This window comes from Streptomyces sp. UW30 (genome assembly GCF_008042075.1).
Lineage (GTDB): Bacteria > Actinomycetota > Actinomycetes > Streptomycetales > Streptomycetaceae > Streptomyces.
The window spans coordinates 491,698-508,061 of record NZ_RDBN01000037.1 but is presented as its reverse complement, the minus strand read 5'-3'; the positions used below and the strand labels follow the sequence as shown (position 1 = coordinate 508,061).

General features: G+C 70.4%; 11 protein-coding genes and 1 pseudogene. 7 read left to right on the top strand and 5 right to left on the bottom strand.

Annotated features, from left to right (window positions below; genetic code table 11):
* Nucleotides 1-657: acyl-CoA dehydrogenase family protein (locus EAO75_RS47510; protein WP_261989367.1), on the top strand; the 657-nt coding region annotated here is incomplete at its 5' end.
* Here the strand turns inward: EAO75_RS47510 and EAO75_RS20905 are convergent.
* Together EAO75_RS20905 and EAO75_RS20900 are read right to left on the bottom strand one after the other, a co-directional pair.
* Nucleotides 632-2,278, bottom strand: a complete 1,647-nt coding sequence (locus EAO75_RS20905; protein ID WP_147996592.1) for a cytochrome b — start codon at nucleotides 2,276-2,278, stop codon at nucleotides 632-634. The two genes, EAO75_RS47510 and EAO75_RS20905, sit on opposite strands and share 26 nt — an antisense overlap.
* 96 nt (nucleotides 2,279-2,374) lie before the next feature.
* The gene (locus EAO75_RS20900; RefSeq protein ID WP_147996591.1) at nucleotides 2,375-3,100 is read right to left on the bottom strand and encodes a vWA domain-containing protein; all 726 of its coding nucleotides are present in this window, start codon (nucleotides 3,098-3,100) and stop codon (nucleotides 2,375-2,377) included.
* 145 nt (nucleotides 3,101-3,245) lie between these two features.
* On the opposite strand from EAO75_RS20900, the gene EAO75_RS20895 reads away from it, so the two are divergent.
* Nucleotides 3,246-4,184: a rhomboid family intramembrane serine protease gene (locus EAO75_RS20895; RefSeq protein WP_147996590.1), complete on the top strand. Its 939-nt coding sequence runs from the start codon at nucleotides 3,246-3,248 to the stop codon at nucleotides 4,182-4,184.
* The gene (locus EAO75_RS20890) at nucleotides 4,181-5,089 is read left to right on the top strand and encodes a chitosanase (RefSeq protein ID WP_147996589.1); all 909 of its coding nucleotides are present in this window, start codon (nucleotides 4,181-4,183) and stop codon (nucleotides 5,087-5,089) included. The genes EAO75_RS20895 and EAO75_RS20890 overlap by 4 nt, the downstream gene beginning before the upstream one ends.
* A gap of 153 nt (nucleotides 5,090-5,242) precedes the next feature.
* On the opposite strand, the gene EAO75_RS20885 is transcribed toward EAO75_RS20890, so the two are convergent.
* From EAO75_RS20885 to EAO75_RS20875, 3 genes are all read right to left on the bottom strand, one after another.
* The gene (locus tag EAO75_RS20885) at nucleotides 5,243-6,703 is read right to left on the bottom strand and encodes a glutamate synthase subunit beta (RefSeq protein WP_147996588.1); all 1,461 of its coding nucleotides are present in this window, start codon (nucleotides 6,701-6,703) and stop codon (nucleotides 5,243-5,245) included.
* Entirely contained in the window at nucleotides 6,696-11,321 is a 4,626-nt protein-coding gene (gltB, locus tag EAO75_RS20880; RefSeq protein ID WP_147997994.1) for a glutamate synthase large subunit, read from the bottom strand. Before gltB ends, EAO75_RS20885 begins: the two co-directional genes overlap by 8 nt.
* Nucleotides 11,322-11,693: 372 nt before the next feature.
* Nucleotides 11,694-12,425, bottom strand: coding sequence for a VIT1/CCC1 transporter family protein (locus EAO75_RS20875; RefSeq protein ID WP_147996587.1), 732 nt, complete (start codon nucleotides 12,423-12,425; stop codon nucleotides 11,694-11,696).
* A 285-nt stretch (nucleotides 12,426-12,710) separates the two neighbouring features.
* On the opposite strand from EAO75_RS20875, the gene EAO75_RS20870 reads away from it, so the two are divergent.
* The 4 genes and pseudogenes from EAO75_RS20870 to EAO75_RS47505 form a co-directional block, all read left to right on the top strand.
* A complete protein-coding gene (locus tag EAO75_RS20870; protein ID WP_147996586.1) occupies nucleotides 12,711-13,778 on the top strand; it encodes an ADP-ribosylglycohydrolase family protein in 1,068 nt (355 codons plus the stop codon).
* Nucleotides 13,775-14,671: an ADP-ribosylglycohydrolase family protein gene (locus EAO75_RS20865; protein WP_261989366.1), complete on the top strand. Its 897-nt coding sequence runs from the start codon at nucleotides 13,775-13,777 to the stop codon at nucleotides 14,669-14,671. Before EAO75_RS20870 ends, EAO75_RS20865 begins: the two co-directional genes overlap by 4 nt.
* An 8-nt stretch (nucleotides 14,672-14,679) precedes the next feature.
* Complete coding sequence (locus EAO75_RS20860) at nucleotides 14,680-15,855, top strand: ADP-ribosylglycohydrolase family protein (protein ID WP_147996585.1); 1,176 nt, start codon at nucleotides 14,680-14,682, stop codon at nucleotides 15,853-15,855.
* Nucleotides 15,843-16,205 (top strand): annotated as a pseudogene (locus EAO75_RS47505) (ADP-ribosylglycohydrolase family protein); the annotation flags it as partial. The gene EAO75_RS20860 and the pseudogene EAO75_RS47505, both read left to right, overlap by 13 nt.
* Nucleotides 16,206-16,364: the final 159 nt, after the last annotated feature.

Genomic DNA, 16,364 nt, shown 5'->3' with positions numbered 1-16,364 from the left:
GGCGCCCAGCCCGACTGGTATCTGGGCTTCTCCGAGGGCCTGATCCGGGTGATGCCGGGATGGGAGCTCAACGCCTGGGGCCACACCCTGGAACTCGGCGTCTTCATCCCCTTCTCGCTCTTCCCGCTGATCCTGCTCGCGCTCGGCCTGTATCCCTTCATCGAGGCGTGGATCACCGGCGACAAACGCGAGCACCACATCCTCGACCGGCCGCGCAACATGCCCGTGCGCACCGGGCTCGGCGCGGCCTGGCTGAGCCTGTACGCCGCCCAAGCTCTCGGCGTCGGCCTCGCCCTGCTCGACAAAACCGTCGCCCACGTCAGGCAGCGCACCCAGTTCGGCGTCGCCATAGGCTCGTTCCAGGCGGTGAAGCATCGCCTCGCCGATGCGAAGGTCGGCCTGGAATTCGCCCGGCCTCTCGTCCTCGGCGCCGCGCTCACCATGGATCCGGCCGACGTCGCCGCCGCCAAGGTCGCCGCCTGCGAGGCCGCGTACGCGACGGCCCGTACCGCGCTCCAGTTGCACGGCGCGATCGGCTACACGGCGGAGTACGACCTGTCCCTGTGGCTGACCAAGGCCCGTGTCCTGCGCACCGCCTGGGGAAGCCCGGACGCGTGCAGGGACACGGTGCTCAGTGGTGGTGATCGCCGCTGGTGATCTCCCGGTACTCCTGCGCCGTCGGCTTGGGGATGCGCGACCGAGGCCCGAACATCGCCTCCGCCAGCCGGGCCCGCACCCGCTGGGAGACGGTGACCCGGCGCCGGACGCCGTTCGCGTCGACGCGCGGGCCGATCTCGTACGGCGGATGCTCGTCATGCTGGGTGAGGGTGAACAGCTGTCCCTGGGTGAGCGGCTCGTGGATCTCGATGTACTCGCCCTGCGGCAGCCGTTTGATGGTGCCGGTCTCCCTGCCGTGCAGCACGTTGGCCCGGTCCCGGCGCTGCAGTCCGAGACAGATCCGCTTGGTCACCATGTAGGTGACGACCGGCGCCGCGAAGACCGCGATCCGCACGAACCAGGTGATCACGTTGATGGACAGATGCAGATGCGTGGCCACGATGTCGTTGCCGCCGCCGATCAGCAGCACGGCGTACAGGCTCAGCCAGGCCGCGCCGAGCCCGGTGCGCACGGGCATGTTGCGCGGCCGGTCGAGGATGTGGTGCTCGCGTTTGTCGCCGGTGATCCACGCCTCGATGAAGGGATACAGGCCGAGCGCGAGCAGGATCAGCGGGAAGAGCGAGAAGGGGATGAAGACGCCGAGTTCCAGGGTGTGGCCCCAGGCGTTGAGCTCCCATCCCGGCATCACCCGGATCAGGCCCTCGGAGAAGCCCAGATACCAGTCGGGCTGGGCGCCCGTGGTCACCAGGTCGGGGCGGTAGGGCCCGAAGGCCCACACCGGGTTGATGCTGGCGATGCCGCCCATGAGCGCCAGCACACCGAAGACGAGGAAGAAGAAGCCGCCCGCCTTGGCCATGTACACGGGCAGGAAGGGCATGCCGACGACCGACTTCTGGTCCCGGCCGGGGCCCGGGTACTGCGTGTGCTTGTGGTAGAAGACCAGGATCAGATGGGCGACCACCAGCCCCAGCATGATCCCGGGCAGCAGCAGGATGTGGATCGGGTAGAGGCGCGCGATGAAGTCCTCGCCGGGGAACTCCCCGCCGAAGAGGAAGAACGCCACGTACGTCCCCACGATCGGGATGGACAGCACCGCGCCGTACGCGAACCGCAGACCCGTGCCGGACAGCAGGTCGTCGGGCAGGGAGTAGCCGGTCAGGCCGGTGATGATGCCGAGCATCAGCAGGGTCCAGCCGAACACCCAGTTCAGCTCGCGCGGCTTGCGGAAGGCGCCGGTGAAGAACACCCGCATCATGTGCACCAGCATGCCGGTGACGAAGACCAGCGCCGCCCAGTGGTGGATCTGCCGGATGAGCAGCCCGCCGCGCACATCGAAGCTGATGTCGATCGTGGACTCGTAGGCCCTGGTCATCAGGACGCCGTTGAGGGGCTCGTAGGCGCCGTTGTAGACGACCTCGCTGGTGCTCGGGTCGAAGAACAGGGTGAGGTAGATGCCGGTGAGGATCAGGACGATGAAGCTGTAGAGGCAGACCTCGCCCAGCATGAAGGACCAGTGGTCCGGGAAGACCTTGCGCATCTGCGACTTGGCCAGCCCGTACAGCCCGAGCCGCCCGTCGGCCCAGTCGGCGACCCGCTCGCCCCTGCCCGGCGCCGCGGACCGCCGCGCCGCTGCCTCGTTCCCCGATCGTGCGCCGTCCATGCGTCGTCGCCTTCCCGCCGGATCACCTCAGAGTGACACGGCGGTACGGGGTCAGCCAACGGTACGGACAGGGGCGGGGTCCAACCGGCCGACCCGTCAGCCCGGCCGTACGATCCCCTGCGCCCGCGCCGCCACCAGCCACTTCGGGAACTCCCCGACCAGGCGGTCGTACAACTCGGCGTCGGAGACCTTCCGCGGATCCGAGCCGGCGTGGAAGAACCCGGCGTTGTCGACCACCCGCTTGTCCGGCACCGCCAGCTCGTCGAGCCTGCGCAGGAAGTCGAACTGCTTGCTGGTCAGGTCCCCGAAGCCGATGAACTGCCAGAACAGCGGGAGCGGGGCCGCCTTGCACAGATACCGTTCGGCGGCGAGCTTGTTGATCGGGCCGCCGTCGGTCTGGAAGACGACCAGGGCGGGATCGTGCGACCCGCTGTCCAGGTAGTGGTCGATGACGGCGTCCATGGCCAGGTGGTAGCTGGTCTTGCCCATGTGCCCGAGGCCGGACACGATCCGCTCGATCCGCCCCTGATGGTCCGCCAGCGCGATCTCGGTCTCGGCGTCGACGTCGGTGGAGAAGAACACCACCGGCACGGTCCCGTCGTCGTCGAAATGCGCCGACATCCCGAGCACCCGGTCGGCGAGCGCCTGCACGCTGCCGTCCTTGTAGTACGGCTTCATCGAACCGGAGTAGTCGATCACCAGGTAGACCGCGGCCCGCACCCCGTCCAACCCCTGCCGGTGGAGCGAGGCACCGGCGCTCTTGTACAGGCTGACCAGCGCGGGCGCGGTCTCCTCCACCTTGCTGAGACTGATCGCCGCCATACGTTCTCCCCCTCGCGCATGTCTGTGGCTGCCGAGATTACGACACCACCGGCCCCGCCCATGCCGGCGTCCACAGCTGTTCGATAGTTTGTCCGGCGCCGCCCCCACCGGCTCACCGTTCGTCCAGTCCTCCGAGGAGCCGGCTGTGGAGCCCGAGTCCACCGAGTCCACCCTGACCACGTGCTATCGCCACCCCAAGGTGGAGTCCCACGTCCGCTGCACCCGCTGCGACCGGTACATCTGCCCGGACTGCATGCGGGAGGCGTCCGTGGGCCACCAGTGCGTGGAGTGCGTGAAGGAGGGCTCACGGTCGGTGCGGCAGGCCCGGACGGTCGTCGGCGGGCGGATCGCCTCGACACCGCTGGTGACCTCGGTGCTCATCGGGCTCAACATCCTCGCCTATCTCGCCGAGGTGGTGCGCCCGGAGATCCTGGACCGGTTCGCGATGCTCAGCGCCCGCCTGGTCGGACCGGACGGCGGCTATTACGTCTACGAGAGCGGGTACCCGTCGGACTTCCATGCCGAGGGCGTGGTCGCCGGGCAGTGGGAGCGGCTGCTGACCGGCGGTTTCCTGCACCTGCCGCCGACGGAGGGCACGTTCGGGCTCCTCCACATCGTGATGAACATGGTCTCGCTGTGGCAGCTCGGCCGGGTCGTGGAGCCCGTGCTGGGCCGGGTCCGGTTCGTCGCCCTCTATCTGCTGTCGACGCTGGGCGGTTCGGTGTTCGAGCTGCTTCTCACCGATGTGAACGTCGAGTCGGTCGGCGCGTCGGGCGCGGTCTTCGGCCTCGGCGCGGCGTACTACGTCCTCGCCCGCCGGGTCGGCGCGAACATGCAGTCCGTCAACCGCTTCATGGCCTTCCTGCTGCTGTGGCTGCTGCTGTCCGCGGGCCTGACCTCCTGGCAGGGTCACCTCGGCGGACTGCTGACGGGTGCGGCGGTGACGTTCGCCTACGCGTACGCCCCGCGCGGACCGCGCCAGGCCGTGATCCAGGCGGTCGCCTGCGCGGGTGTGCTGGTGCTGCTGGCGGCGGTCGCGTTCGCCAAGGTCTCGGAGCTGACGGGCGGAGGGACGGCCCAGTGAGACGTACCGGCATCCTGCTCTTCGCGGCCGTCCCCGTCGTCATCACCGCGGGCGCCTACTTCCTGGCCCCCACCGACTCCGCCGAGAGCCCGTCCGAGCCCTCCGTCGCCACCTCGCAGCAGGCCTCCCGTCAGGACGCCAAGACCCGTGCCGAAAAGGAACGGTCGGCGGACGACAAGCTGATCGCGAGCCTGCCGCCGGGGCTGGCCGCCCCGGGAAAGAAGGACCTGGCCCAGCGGCTCGTGTCCAGCGCCGAGAACTCGACGCTGGACTGGCGCAGCGCCTACGGCTACATCGAGGACATCGGGGACGGCCAGGGCTACACGGCCGGCATCATCGGCTTCTGCACCGGGACGAACGACCTGCTCGCCCTGGTCGAGCGCTACACCGCCGACCACCCGGACAACGGCCTCGCCGAGTACCTGCCCGCCCTGCGCGCGGTCGACGGCACCGACTCCCACGAGGGCCTGGACCCCGGTTTCACGGCCGCCTGGAAGGCGGAGGCCGAGGTGCCGGCCTTCCGCGAGGCCCAACTCGCCGAGCGCGACCGCTCCTACTTCGACCCGGCGGTCCGCCTCGCCAAGCTCGACGGTCTCGGCACGCTGGGCCAGTTCATCTACTTCGACGCGATGGTCTACCACGGCCCCGGCATCGACGAGGACGGCTTCTACGTCCTGCGCGAACGCGCCCTGCGCGAGGCGAACTCCCCCGCCGAGGGCGGCTCCGAGAAGGCGTACCTGGACATCTTCCTCGACATCCGCCGGGAGGCCATGCGAGAGAAACGTCCCGGCACCGACACGACCCGCATCGACACGGCCCAGCGGCAGTTCCTGTACGACGGGAACCTGCAGCTGCGGACGCCGTTGGAGTGGCGGGTGTACGGGGAGCCGTACAGGGTGCCCTAGGGCGGGTCGCGGGGCGGGTCCAGCCGTTCACCGAAGTGTTGACGGCGYCTGCCCAGTCGTCCGGTCGGGGACTGTGGGGCAGACGCCGTCAGTGTTCCGTACGCCTTTGTACGGGACGCTTTGGCGGTGACGGTCAGGTCACCTGTTGTGCCGTCAGACCATCAGCGAGCGGTCCGTCGGGCGGATCGGGGCCGGCAGTTCGCTGGCGCCGGTCAGGAAGCGGTCGCAGCCGCGGGCGGCCGAGCGGCCCTCCGCGATGGCCCACACGATGAGCGACTGGCCACGGCCCGCGTCACCGGCGACGAACACGCCGGGCACGTTGGTCTGGAAGTCGGCGTCGCGGGCGATGTTACCGCGTTCGTCGAGGTCCAGGCCGAACTGCTCGACCACGCCGTTCTCCCGGTCGGTGCCGGTGAAGCCCATGGCCAGCGTCACCAGCTGGGCGGGGATCTTGCGCTCGGTGCCCGGCTTCGGGGTCAGTTTGCCGTCGATGAACTCCACCTCGGTGAGGTGCAGCCACTGGACGTTGCCGTCCTCGTCGCCCTCGAAGTGGGTGGTGGAGACGGAGTAGACCCGCTCGCCGCCCTCCTCGTGCGCGGAGGTGACCTTGTACAGCATCGGGAAGGTCGGCCACGGCTGGTGCGGCGCCCGGTCCTCGCCCGGACGGGGCATGATCTCGAGCTGGGTCACCGAGGCCGCGCCCTGGCGGTGGGCGGTGCCCACGCAGTCCGCGCCGGTGTCGCCACCGCCGATGACGACGACGTGCTTGCCCTCGGCCGAGATCGGGGAGGTGACGTAGTCGCCCTCCTGGACCTTGTTGGCCAGCGGCAGGTACTCCATCGCCTGGTAGACGCCCTTGAGCTCGCGGCCGGGGACCGGGAGGTCACGGGCGGTCGTGGCGCCGGCGGCGATGACGACCGCGTCGTACCGCTTCTTCAGGTCGGTCGCCTTGAGGTCGCGGCCGATCTCGATGCCGGTACGGAAGCGGGTGCCCTCCGCGCGCATCTGCTCGATGCGGCGGTTGATGTGCCGCTTCTCCATCTTGAACTCGGGGATGCCGTACCGGAGCAGGCCGCCGATGCGGTCGGCGCGCTCGTAGACGGCGACGGTGTGGCCGGCCCGGGTCAGCTGCTGGGCCGCGGCCAGGCCCGCCGGGCCCGAGCCGATGACGGCGACGGTCTTGCCGGACAGGCGCTCGGGGGCCTGCGGGGCGACGTCACCGCTGTCCCACGCCTTGTCGATGATCGAGACCTCGACGTTCTTGATGGTGACGGCCGGCTGGTTGATGCCGAGCACACACGCCGACTCACAGGGAGCGGGGCACAGACGGCCCGTGAACTCCGGGAAGTTGTTCGTGGCGTGCAGGCGCTCCGACGCGGCCGACCAGTCCTCGCGGTAGGCGTAGTCGTTCCACTCGGGGATCAGGTTCCCCAGCGGACAGCCGTTGTGGCAGAACGGGATGCCGCAGTCCATGCAGCGGCTGGCCTGCTTGCTGATGATCGGCAGCAGGGAGCCGGGGACGTAGACCTCGTTCCAGTCCTTCAGACGCACGTCGACGGGGCGGGACTTGGCGACCTCGCGGCCGTGGTTCAAAAAGCCCTTCGGGTCAGCCATTGATCGCCGCCTCCATCATCTTCTCGGTGACCTCGGTCTCGGTCAGACCGGCTCGCTCGGCGGCGTCCTTGGCGGCGAGCACTGCCTTGTACGTGCTGGGGATGATCTTGCTGAAGCGGTCGACCGCGGTGTCCCACTCGGCCAGGAGCTTCTCGGCCACCGTCGAGCCGGTCTCCTCCTGGTGACGGCGCACCACGTCGTGCAGCCACTGCTTGTCGGTGTCGTCGAGGGCCTCGACGGCGCTCACGTTGCCGACGTTGACGTTGTCGCGGTCGAGGTCGATGACGTAGGCGATGCCGCCGGACATACCGGCCGCGAAGTTGCGGCCCGTCTCGCCGAGGACCACCGCGTGGCCACCGGTCATGTACTCGCAGCCGTGGTCGCCCACGCCTTCGGAGACGACCGTCGCGCCGGAGTTGCGGACACAGAACCGCTCGCCCGAACGGCCGCGCAGGTACAGCTCGCCACCGGTCGCGCCGTACGCGATGGTGTTGCCCGCGATCGTCGAGAACTCGGCGAGGTGGTCGGCGTTCCGGTCGGGCCGCACGATCACCCGGCCGCCGGAGAGGCCCTTGCCGACGTAGTCGTTGGCGTCGCCCTCCAGGCGGAGCGTGACACCGCGCGGCAGGAAGGCGCCGAAGGACTGGCCGGCCGAGCCCGTGAAGGTGATGTCGATGGTGTCGTCGGGCAGGCCCGCGCCACCGAACTTCTTCGTCACCTCGTGGCCGAGCATGGTGCCGACCGTGCGGTTGATGTTGCGGACCTTGACCTGGGCGCGCACCGGCTGGGCGTCGGTCGCGGAGTCCGCGGCCAGGGCGTCGGCGGCGAGCTTGACGAGCTCGTTGTCGAGCGCCTTCTCCAGGCCGTGGTCCTGCTCGATCACCTGGTGGCGCACCGCGCCCTCGGGCAGCTCGGGCACGTGGAACAGCGGCTCCAGGTCCAGGCCCTGCGCCTTCCAGTGGTCGACGGCCCGCGTGACGTCGAGGGTCTCGGCGTGGCCGACGGCCTCCTCGATGGAGCGGAAGCCCAGCTCGGCGAGGAGCTCGCGGACCTCCTCGGCGATGAACCGGAAGAAGTTCACGACGTACTCGGCCTTGCCCGCGAACCGGTCCCGCAGGATCGGGTTCTGGGTGGCGATGCCGACCGGGCAGGTGTCCAGGTGGCAGACGCGCATCATGACGCAGCCGGAGACGACGAGCGGCGCGGTCGCGAAACCGAACTCCTCGGCGCCGAGCAGCGCGGCGATGACGACGTCACGGCCGGTCTTCAGCTGGCCGTCGGTCTGCACGACGATACGGTCGCGCAGGCCGTTGAGCAGCAGGGTCTGCTGGGTCTCGGCGAGACCGAGCTCCCAGGGACCGCCCGCGTGCTTCAGCGAGGTGAGCGGCGAGGCGCCCGTACCGCCGTCGTGGCCGGAGATGAGGACGACGTCCGCGTGCGCCTTGGAGACACCCGCCGCGACCGTGCCGACGCCGACCTCGGAGACCAGCTTGACGTGAATCCGCGCCTGCGGGTTCGCGTTCTTCAGGTCGTGGATCAGCTGGGCCAGGTCCTCGATGGAGTAGATGTCGTGGTGCGGCGGCGGGGAGATGAGCCCCACGCCCGGGGTGCTGTGACGCGTCTTCGCGACCCACGGGTAGACCTTGTGGCCGGGCAGCTGGCCACCCTCGCCGGGCTTGGCGCCCTGAGCCATCTTGATCTGGATGTCGTCGGCGTTGACCAGGTACTCGGACGTGACGCCGAAGCGGCCGGAGGCGACCTGCTTGATCGACGAACGGCGCGCCGGGTCGTACAGCCGGTCCGGGTCCTCGCCGCCCTCACCGGTGTTGGACTTGCCGCCCAGCTGGTTCATGGCGATGGCGAGGGTTTCGTGCGCCTCCTTGGAGATGGAGCCGTACGACATGGCGCCGGTGGAGAAGCGCTTGACGATCTCGCTGACCGGCTCGACCTCGTCGATGGAGATCGGCTGCCGGTCCGACTTGAAGCCGAACATGCCGCGCAGCGTCATCAGGCGCTCGGACTGCTCGTTCACGCGGCCCGTGTACTTCTTGAAGRTGTCGTAGCGACCGGTGCGCGTGGAGTGCTGGAGACGGAAGACCGTGTCCGGGTCGAACAGGTGCGGCTCGCCCTCGCGACGCCACTGGTACTCGCCGCCTATTTCGAGGGCGCGGTGGGCGGGCGCGATGCCGGACGCCGGGTACGCCTTGGCGTGCCGGGCGGCGACCTCCTTGGCGATGACGTCGATGCCGACGCCGCCGATCTTGGTGGCCGTGCCGTTGAAGTACTTCTCGACGAAGGCGTCGTCGAGACCGACGGCCTCGAAGACCTGGGCGCCGCGGTAGGAGGCGACGGTCGAGATGCCCATCTTGGACATGACCTTCAGGACGCCCTTGCCGAGGGCGTAGATCAGGTTACGGATCGCCTGCTCGGCCTCGATGTCCGTCAGGAACGTACCGGCGCGGACCAGGTCCTCGACGGACTCCATCGCCAGGTACGGGTTGACCGCGGCGGCGCCGAAGCCGATGAGCAGGGCGACGTGGTGGACCTCGCGGACGTCGCCGGCCTCGACCAGCAGGCCCACGTGGGTGCGCTGCTTGGTGCGGATGAGGTGGTGGTGGACGGCCGCGGTGAGCAGCAGCGACGGGATCGGCGCGTGCTCGGCGTCGGAGTGGCGGTCCGACAGGACGATCAGGCGGGCGCCGTTGTCGATGGCGGCATCGGCTTCGGCGCAGATCTCCTCGATCCGCGCGGCGAGGGCGTCACCGGCGCCGTGCACCCGGTACAGGCCGGACAGGGTCGCGGCCTTGAAGCCGGGCATGTCGCCGTCGGCGTTGATGTGGATGAGCTTGGCCAGCTCGTCGTTGTCGATCACCGGGAAGGGCAGGGTGACGCTTCGACAGGAGGCGGCCGTCGGGTCCAGCAGGTTGCCCTGCGGGCCGAGGGAGCTGCGCAGCGAGGTGACGAGCTCCTCGCGGATGGCGTCCAGCGGCGGGTTGGTGACCTGCGCGAACAGCTGGGTGAAGTAGTCGAAGAGCAGACGCGGGCGCTCGCTCAGCGCGGCGATCGGCGAGTCGGTGCCCATGGAGCCGATCGGCTCGGCGCCGGCCTTGGCCATCGGCGCGACGATGACGCGCAGCTCCTCCTCGGTGTAACCGAAGGTCTGCTGGCGGCGGGTGACCGAGGCGTGGGTGTGCACGATGTGCTCACGCTCGGGCAGGTCGGACAGCTCGATCTCGCCGGCCTCCAGCCACTCCGCGTACGGCTGCTCCGCGGCGAGCTGGGCCTTGATCTCGTCGTCCTCGATGATGCGGTGCTCGGCGGTGTCGACGAGGAACATCCGGCCGGGCTGGAGGCGGCCCTTGCGGACGACCTTGGCGGGGTCGATGTCCAGGACGCCGACCTCGGAGCCGAGGACGACGAGGCCGTCGTCGGTGACCCAGTAGCGGCCGGGGCGCAGGCCGTTGCGGTCGAGGACGGCGCCGACCTGGGTGCCGTCGGTGAAGGTGACACAGGCAGGGCCGTCCCAGGGCTCCATCATCGTGGAGTGGAACTGGTAGAAGGCGCGCCGGGCCGGGTCCATGGAGTCGTGGTTCTCCCACGCCTCCGGGATCATCATCAGCACGGAGTGCGGCAGCGAACGGCCGCCCAGGTGCAGGAGTTCGAGCACCTCGTCGAAGGACGCGGAGTCGGAGGCGTCCGGCGTGCACACCGGGAAGACGCGGTCGAGGGCCTTCTCGTCGGATCCGAACAGGTCGGAGACAAGCTGCGACTCGCGGGCGACCATCCAGTTGCGGTTGCCCTTGACGGTGTTGATCTCACCGTTGTGCGCGACGAAGCGGTACGGGTGCGCCAGCGGCCACGACGGGAAGGTGTTCGTGGAGAAGCGCGAGTGGACGAGGGCGACGGCCGAGGCGAAGCGGCGGTCTGACAGGTCCGGGAAGAAGGGCTCCAGCTGGCCGGTGGTCAGCATGCCCTTGTAAACAATGGTGCGGGCCGACAGCGACGGGAAGTAGACACCGGCCTCGCGCTCGGCGCGCTTGCGCAGCACGAAGGCCTTGCGGTCGAGGGCGATGCCCTTCGAGGAGCCTCCCCCAGACTCCGTCTGGGAGGTGCCCCCAGCCACGAAGACCTGGCGGAAGGCGGGCATCGTCGAGCGGGCGGTGGCACCGAGCAGTTCGGGGGCGACGGGAACCTCGCGCCAGCCGAGGACGGTCAGACCCTCCTCGGACGCGATCGTCTCGATCTGCGAGACGGCGTCCTGGGTCCCCTCCTCCGGCAGGAAGGCGATACCGACGGCGTACGCACCGGCCTCGGGGAGCTCGAATCCGGCCACCTCACGCAGGAAGGCGTCCGGCACCTGGGAAAGGATGCCCGCGCCGTCGCCCGAGTCGGGCTCGGAGCCCGTGGCGCCGCGGTGTTCGAGATTGCGCAGAACGGTGAGCGCCTGCTCGACCAGCGTGTGGCTCGCCTCGCCGGTGAGGGTGGCCACGAAGCCGACGCCACAGGCGTCGTGCTCGTTGCGGGGGTCGTACATACCCTGCGCAGCAGGGCGAGCATCCATGAACGACCAGTTCTGGCCATTCGTGGAGTGCTGGGACGGCTGGCGCGGCGTACGCATCGGCTCTCCCGTCGTCGTCATGTGGCATATGCAGATTGCCGAGGGACGACGTTGGCCCTCTGCGTGAGTGCAAAATTTCGTGCAGGTTACATGATGGGGCGGTTCTCGGGAAGCGGGATAATCCGTTCCACCATGCGGACACCACGGGTTGCGGCAAGGGTTCCGCGCACGTGGCTCGAAGTATGTGGGGACCGAGCGGGACAGGTCTATGTCCGACGATCCAGGGGGCGGGGGGAGGCGTCGTCGCCGACCCCGCGAGTGCGCCACAGGCGTCATTGCCCACAGCGCTTACGGCTCATGCCCGGTGGTCACGCATCCGAAACCAGCGAGTAACGGCTACTTATGCGGCCCAACGCATAAGTCCGAGCCGAGCTATCCTACGGCCGTTCCGAACAAACTGCCCAGGGCATACGTCACACCGGCCGCGGCGCCACCCAGTGCGAGCTGCCGCAGCCCGCTGTACCACCAGGTCCGCGCAGTCACCTTGGCCACGACGGCACCGCACAGGAAGAGCCCGAAGAACGCGAGCAGCAGGGCCGGCCACAGCGAGGTCGCCCCGAGCAGATACGGCAGTACGGGCAGCAGGGCGCCCAGCGCGAACGACCCGAACGACGAGACGGCCGCGACCAGCGGCGACGGCAGATCGCCGGGGTCGATGCCGAGCTCCTCGCGGGCGTGTATCTCCAGGGCCAGCTCGGGATCGCGGGAGAGCTGCTCGGCCACGGCCCGCGCGAGCGGCGGCTCGACGCCACGCGCCTCATAGAGGGCGGCGAGCTCGGCCTGCTCGTCCTCCGGGTGCTTGCGCAGCTCCCGCCGCTCGACGTCCAGCTCGGCCTCGACGAGCTCGCGCTGGGAGGCGACGGAGGTGTACTCACCGGCGGCCATGGAGAACGCACCGGCGGCGAGCCCCGCGAGCCCGGTCAGCACGATGGTCTGCTGACTGACCGCACCGCCGGCGACACCGGTCATCAGGGCGAGGTTGGAGACCAGACCGTCCATCGCACCGAAGACCGCGGGGCGCAGCCAGCCGCCGTTCACATCGCGGTGCGTGTGGTTGTCGCGGTGCGCCTCGTGGAGCGCGGCCTCGGTTTCGATGATGGCCATGAAGGTCCCCCATATGACTCAGGTAAGGATGACTCAGGTAAGGCTGTCTTTAGACACGTTCTACTCTTGGACAACGCAAAATCTACGCCCTGGAATTCCGCTTCGCCAGCAAGGAAAGGCTGGGCTAACCTGCGGTTTTACCTAGAACGCTCATTCGTGTACTGGCCCGCACAGATGTCGACCGGGTGACTCTGAGGCTTCTGAGGCTCTGGTCAACCGCCGACGGTGGGACACATCCGCAAAGGGCTCCGCGCCCTGGGTGGAGCCCCCGGAGAGAGGCCGCGTATGGCATCGATCGCCTGCATCCCCTCGGTTCCGGCGCCCGGGGACGCCGCCGCACTGCGCGCACGGGCGCGCGGCGCGCTGCTGGGCCTGGCGGTCGGCGACGCGCTCGGCGCCCCCGCGGAGAACATGAAGCCCTCCGAGATCCGCGCCCGCTGGGGCCGTGTCACGGGATTCGTCACCGACAACCCGTGCGGCACGGACGACACCGAGTACGCGATCTTCTCGGGCCTCCTCCTCGCGCGCCACGGCTCGGCCCTCACCCCGGCCCATGTCGAGGCGGCCTGGCACGAGTGGATCGCGGACCGGGCGGAGGGCCCGTTCAGGGGCGCGGGCTTCAGCGAACGCGGCACGCTGGAGAACCTTCGCCGCGGCCTGGCCGCCCCCATCTCGGCCCAGCACCGCCACGCCTGGAGCGACGGTCTCGCCATGCGGGCGGCCCCCTTCGGCGTCTTCGCCGCGGGCCGTCCGGCGGAGGCGGCCCGCCTGGTGGCGATCGACGGTTCGGTGAGCCATGACGGCGAGGGCATCTACGGCGGCCAGGCGGTGGCGGCGGGCGTGGCGGCGGCGATGGCGGGGGCGCCGACGATCGCGGTGGTGGCCTCGGCGCTGGCGGTCGTCCCGGACGACTCCTGGACGGCCCGCTCCCTGCGCCGGGCGGTGGCGGTGGCCCACCGGGGCGAACGCGCGGTCCGCTCCGCGGTCGTGATCGGCGGCTATCCGTGGACCGACCTGGCCCCCGAGGCGGTCGCGCTGGCCTTCGGCGCGTACGCGGCGGCGGACGGCGACTTCGTCCAGGCGGTCCTGACGGCCGTGAACATGGGCCGCGACGCCGACACGACGGCCGCGGTGGCGGGGGCACTGGCCGGCGCGACCCAGGGCGAGCCGGCGATCCCGACGGAGTGGGCGGCGGCGATCGGGCCGGCTCGCGGGAGCTGCCTGCCGTCCATGGCCGGGCATCATGTGCTGGACGTGGCGGAGTTGCTGGTACAGGGGGAGGACAGGAAGTGGGTGTCGGGAGGACTCACAGCATCTGAGGCACCGACGCCACACGCGGGAGTCCGACGATGAGCCCGCGACTCGACCTCGGGGGCGCGGTCGGCTGCGSCGGCGACGACACAGCTCTGGGCGACCTCAGCCGAGAACGCCGTACCCGGGCCGCCATCGACCTGACCTGGAACGCCGTGGCCAGCGAGGTCGCCGCCGCAGCCGACCGCGCCCCCGAGGTCGAGTCGGCGATCCTCCCCCTGCGCGCCCGCATCTCCGTCCGCGCCGGCCTCGGCAACCTCGCCACCGGCCTGCGCCCACCCGCCACCGGCCACGACAACCCGCACTACTTCGACGACGCCGCCTGCGTACGGGCCTGCGTCCTCGCCGTGGCCCACCCCGGCGACCCCCGCAGCGCGGCCGACCTCGCCGAGTTCGACGCCCGCTACACCCAGGACGGCGACGGCGTACACGGCGCGCGGGCGATGGCGGCGGCCGTGGCCCTGGCCCTGACCGGGTCGAAGCCCGAGGCCTGCGTCGCCGCGGCCCTCGCCGAACTCCCCGAGGAGACGGAGATCGGCCGCAACGCCCGCCACGCCCTGGACCTCGCCCGGGCCGCCGACAGCGCCTTCGCCCTGATCCCCCTCCTCGAACACCAAATCGTCGACCACGTCTACAGCTACGGCATCGCCGCCGCCGAGACGGTCCCGGTCGCCCTCGCCCTCACGGTCGCGTCGGACGGCCGTATCGCCGAGGCGGTCCCCGCCGCCGCATGCCTGTCCCGTGTCGCCGACTCCGCACCGGCCCTGGCGGGCGCGCTGACCGGCGCGTTGGGCGGCGGTACGTCGATCCCCGCGTCCTGGCGCGACACCTGCCGCACCCTCTCCGGCTGCGTGCTCCCCCGCCTCACCGGCACCGACCTCGTAGAACTCGCCGAACTCCTGGAAGCCACACAACCGGCCCGTCCAGGAGGATGATTCGGGGCATGACGCCCAAAGCAGAAGAAAGCGGTGGCCCGCGTCTCGACGAGCGGATCACCGGCGCCCTGGTCGGCGCGGCGGTCGGCGACGCCCTCGGCGGCCCGGTGGAGGGCTACTCCCCCGACCAGATCCTCGAACGTCACGGCGGCCGGGTCCACGGCATCGTCGGCCCCTGGAACGGCGACGCCTGGCGTACGGCCCGCCCCATCGCGCCGTACCACAAGGGTGACGGGCACGTCACCGACGACACGTTGATGACGCACGCGCTGATCCGGGTCTATGCGCAGGTCCGCGACCACCTCGACGCGTACGCGATCGCCGACCACCTGGTCCCGGACCTGATGACGAACCCGCGCTGGATCCCGGAGTTGGAGGCGCAGGCCCTCCCCCTGCACCGCATCTTCCTGGCCGAGAAATGGCTGGTGGCCCGTCTCCACTACGGCCACGTGGACCCACGGGAGGCCGGCGTCGGCAACATCGTCAACTGCGGCGCGGCGATGTACATGGCCCCGGTCGGCCTGGTCAACGCGGCCGACCCGAGGGCCGCGTACACGGAGGCGCTGGACGTCGCGGGCGCCCACCAGTCGTCGTACGGCCGTGAGGCGGCGGGCGTCTTCGCGGCGGCGGTGGCGGCGGCGTGCACACCCGGCGCGACACCGGCCTCGGTCGTCGAGGCCTGTCTGTCCCTGGCGAAGGACGGCACGAGGACGGCGATCGAGAAGGTCTGCGAAGTGGCGGGCGCCCACCAGGACTTCGAGTCGGCGCTGACCCCGCTCCGGGAGGCGATCACCCCGTACGACACGGTCGGCCCCGACTACCGCCGCCCCTCCCTCGGCGCCCGTCGGCCCTCCCGCCTGCACGCCATCGAGGAACTCCCCATTGCCCTGGCCATGGTGCTGATCGGATCCGGCGACTACCGCCGAGCGGTCCTGGGCGCGGTCAACTACGGCCGGGACTGCGACTCGATCGCGACGATGGCAGGCGCTCTGGCGGGCGCGTTGGGCTCACCGCCCCCGCAGGACTGGTCGAAGACGGTCGCGGAGTCCAGCCGCCTGGACCTCTGGGAACCGGCCCGCACGCTGGCCGAGGTGACGAGGGAGATCCACCGCCGGGACACCCTCCGACGCCGGACCCAAGAGGCGGCCTTCACCGCACTGGAGGGCCGAGAATGCTCCGACTGACCTGGGTCCAGCCGGAGGACCTGATCGGCCATGAGCTGCACCAGGCGGCCCTGGACGGCCGAGAGCCGTCAGCGATCGCAGCGCGTTGGAGAGCTGCGGGAGGCAGGGTGGCGCCGCTGCGGGCAGGCGCCTCACCGGAGCCGGCGTCACGTTATCTGCGGACTCTGGCAGAGGACCTGCTGGACGAACTGGCGGACCTCCCCAGCACGTTGACGGACAGGGAACCCACCGCTCTGGCGAGAATCAAGGCCGGCTCCGGTGAGGCGCCTGCCCGCAGCGGCGCCACCCTGCCTCCCGCAGCTCTCCAACGCGCTGCGATCGCTGACGGCTCTCGGCCGTCCAGGGCCGCCTGGTGCAGCTCATGGCCGATCAGGTCTCAAGGCCGGCTCCGGTGAGGCGCCTGCCCGCAGCGGCGCCACCCTGCCTCCCGCAGCTCTCCAACGCGCTGCGATCGCTGACGGCTCTCGGCCGTCCAGGGCCGCCTGGTGCAGCTCATGGCCGATCAGGTC

Excerpts from the sequence above, each read along its gene's own strand:
- EAO75_RS20900 (WP_147996591.1), bottom strand. The coding sequence starts at position 3,100 with ATGGCGGCGATCAGTCTCAGCAAGGTGGAGGAGACCGCGCCCGCGCTG.
- EAO75_RS20905 (WP_147996592.1), bottom strand. The coding sequence starts at position 2,278 with ATGGACGGCGCACGATCGGGGAACGAGGCAGCGGCGCGGCGGTCCGCG.
- EAO75_RS20885 (WP_147996588.1), bottom strand. The coding sequence starts at position 6,703 with ATGGCTGACCCGAAGGGCTTTTTGAACCACGGCCGCGAGGTCGCCAAG.
- EAO75_RS20875 (WP_147996587.1), bottom strand. The coding sequence starts at position 12,425 with ATGGCCATCATCGAAACCGAGGCCGCGCTCCACGAGGCGCACCGCGAC.
- EAO75_RS20870 (WP_147996586.1), top strand. The coding sequence starts at position 12,711 with ATGGCATCGATCGCCTGCATCCCCTCGGTTCCGGCGCCCGGGGACGCC.
- EAO75_RS20860 (WP_147996585.1), top strand. The coding sequence starts at position 14,680 with ATGACGCCCAAAGCAGAAGAAAGCGGTGGCCCGCGTCTCGACGAGCGG.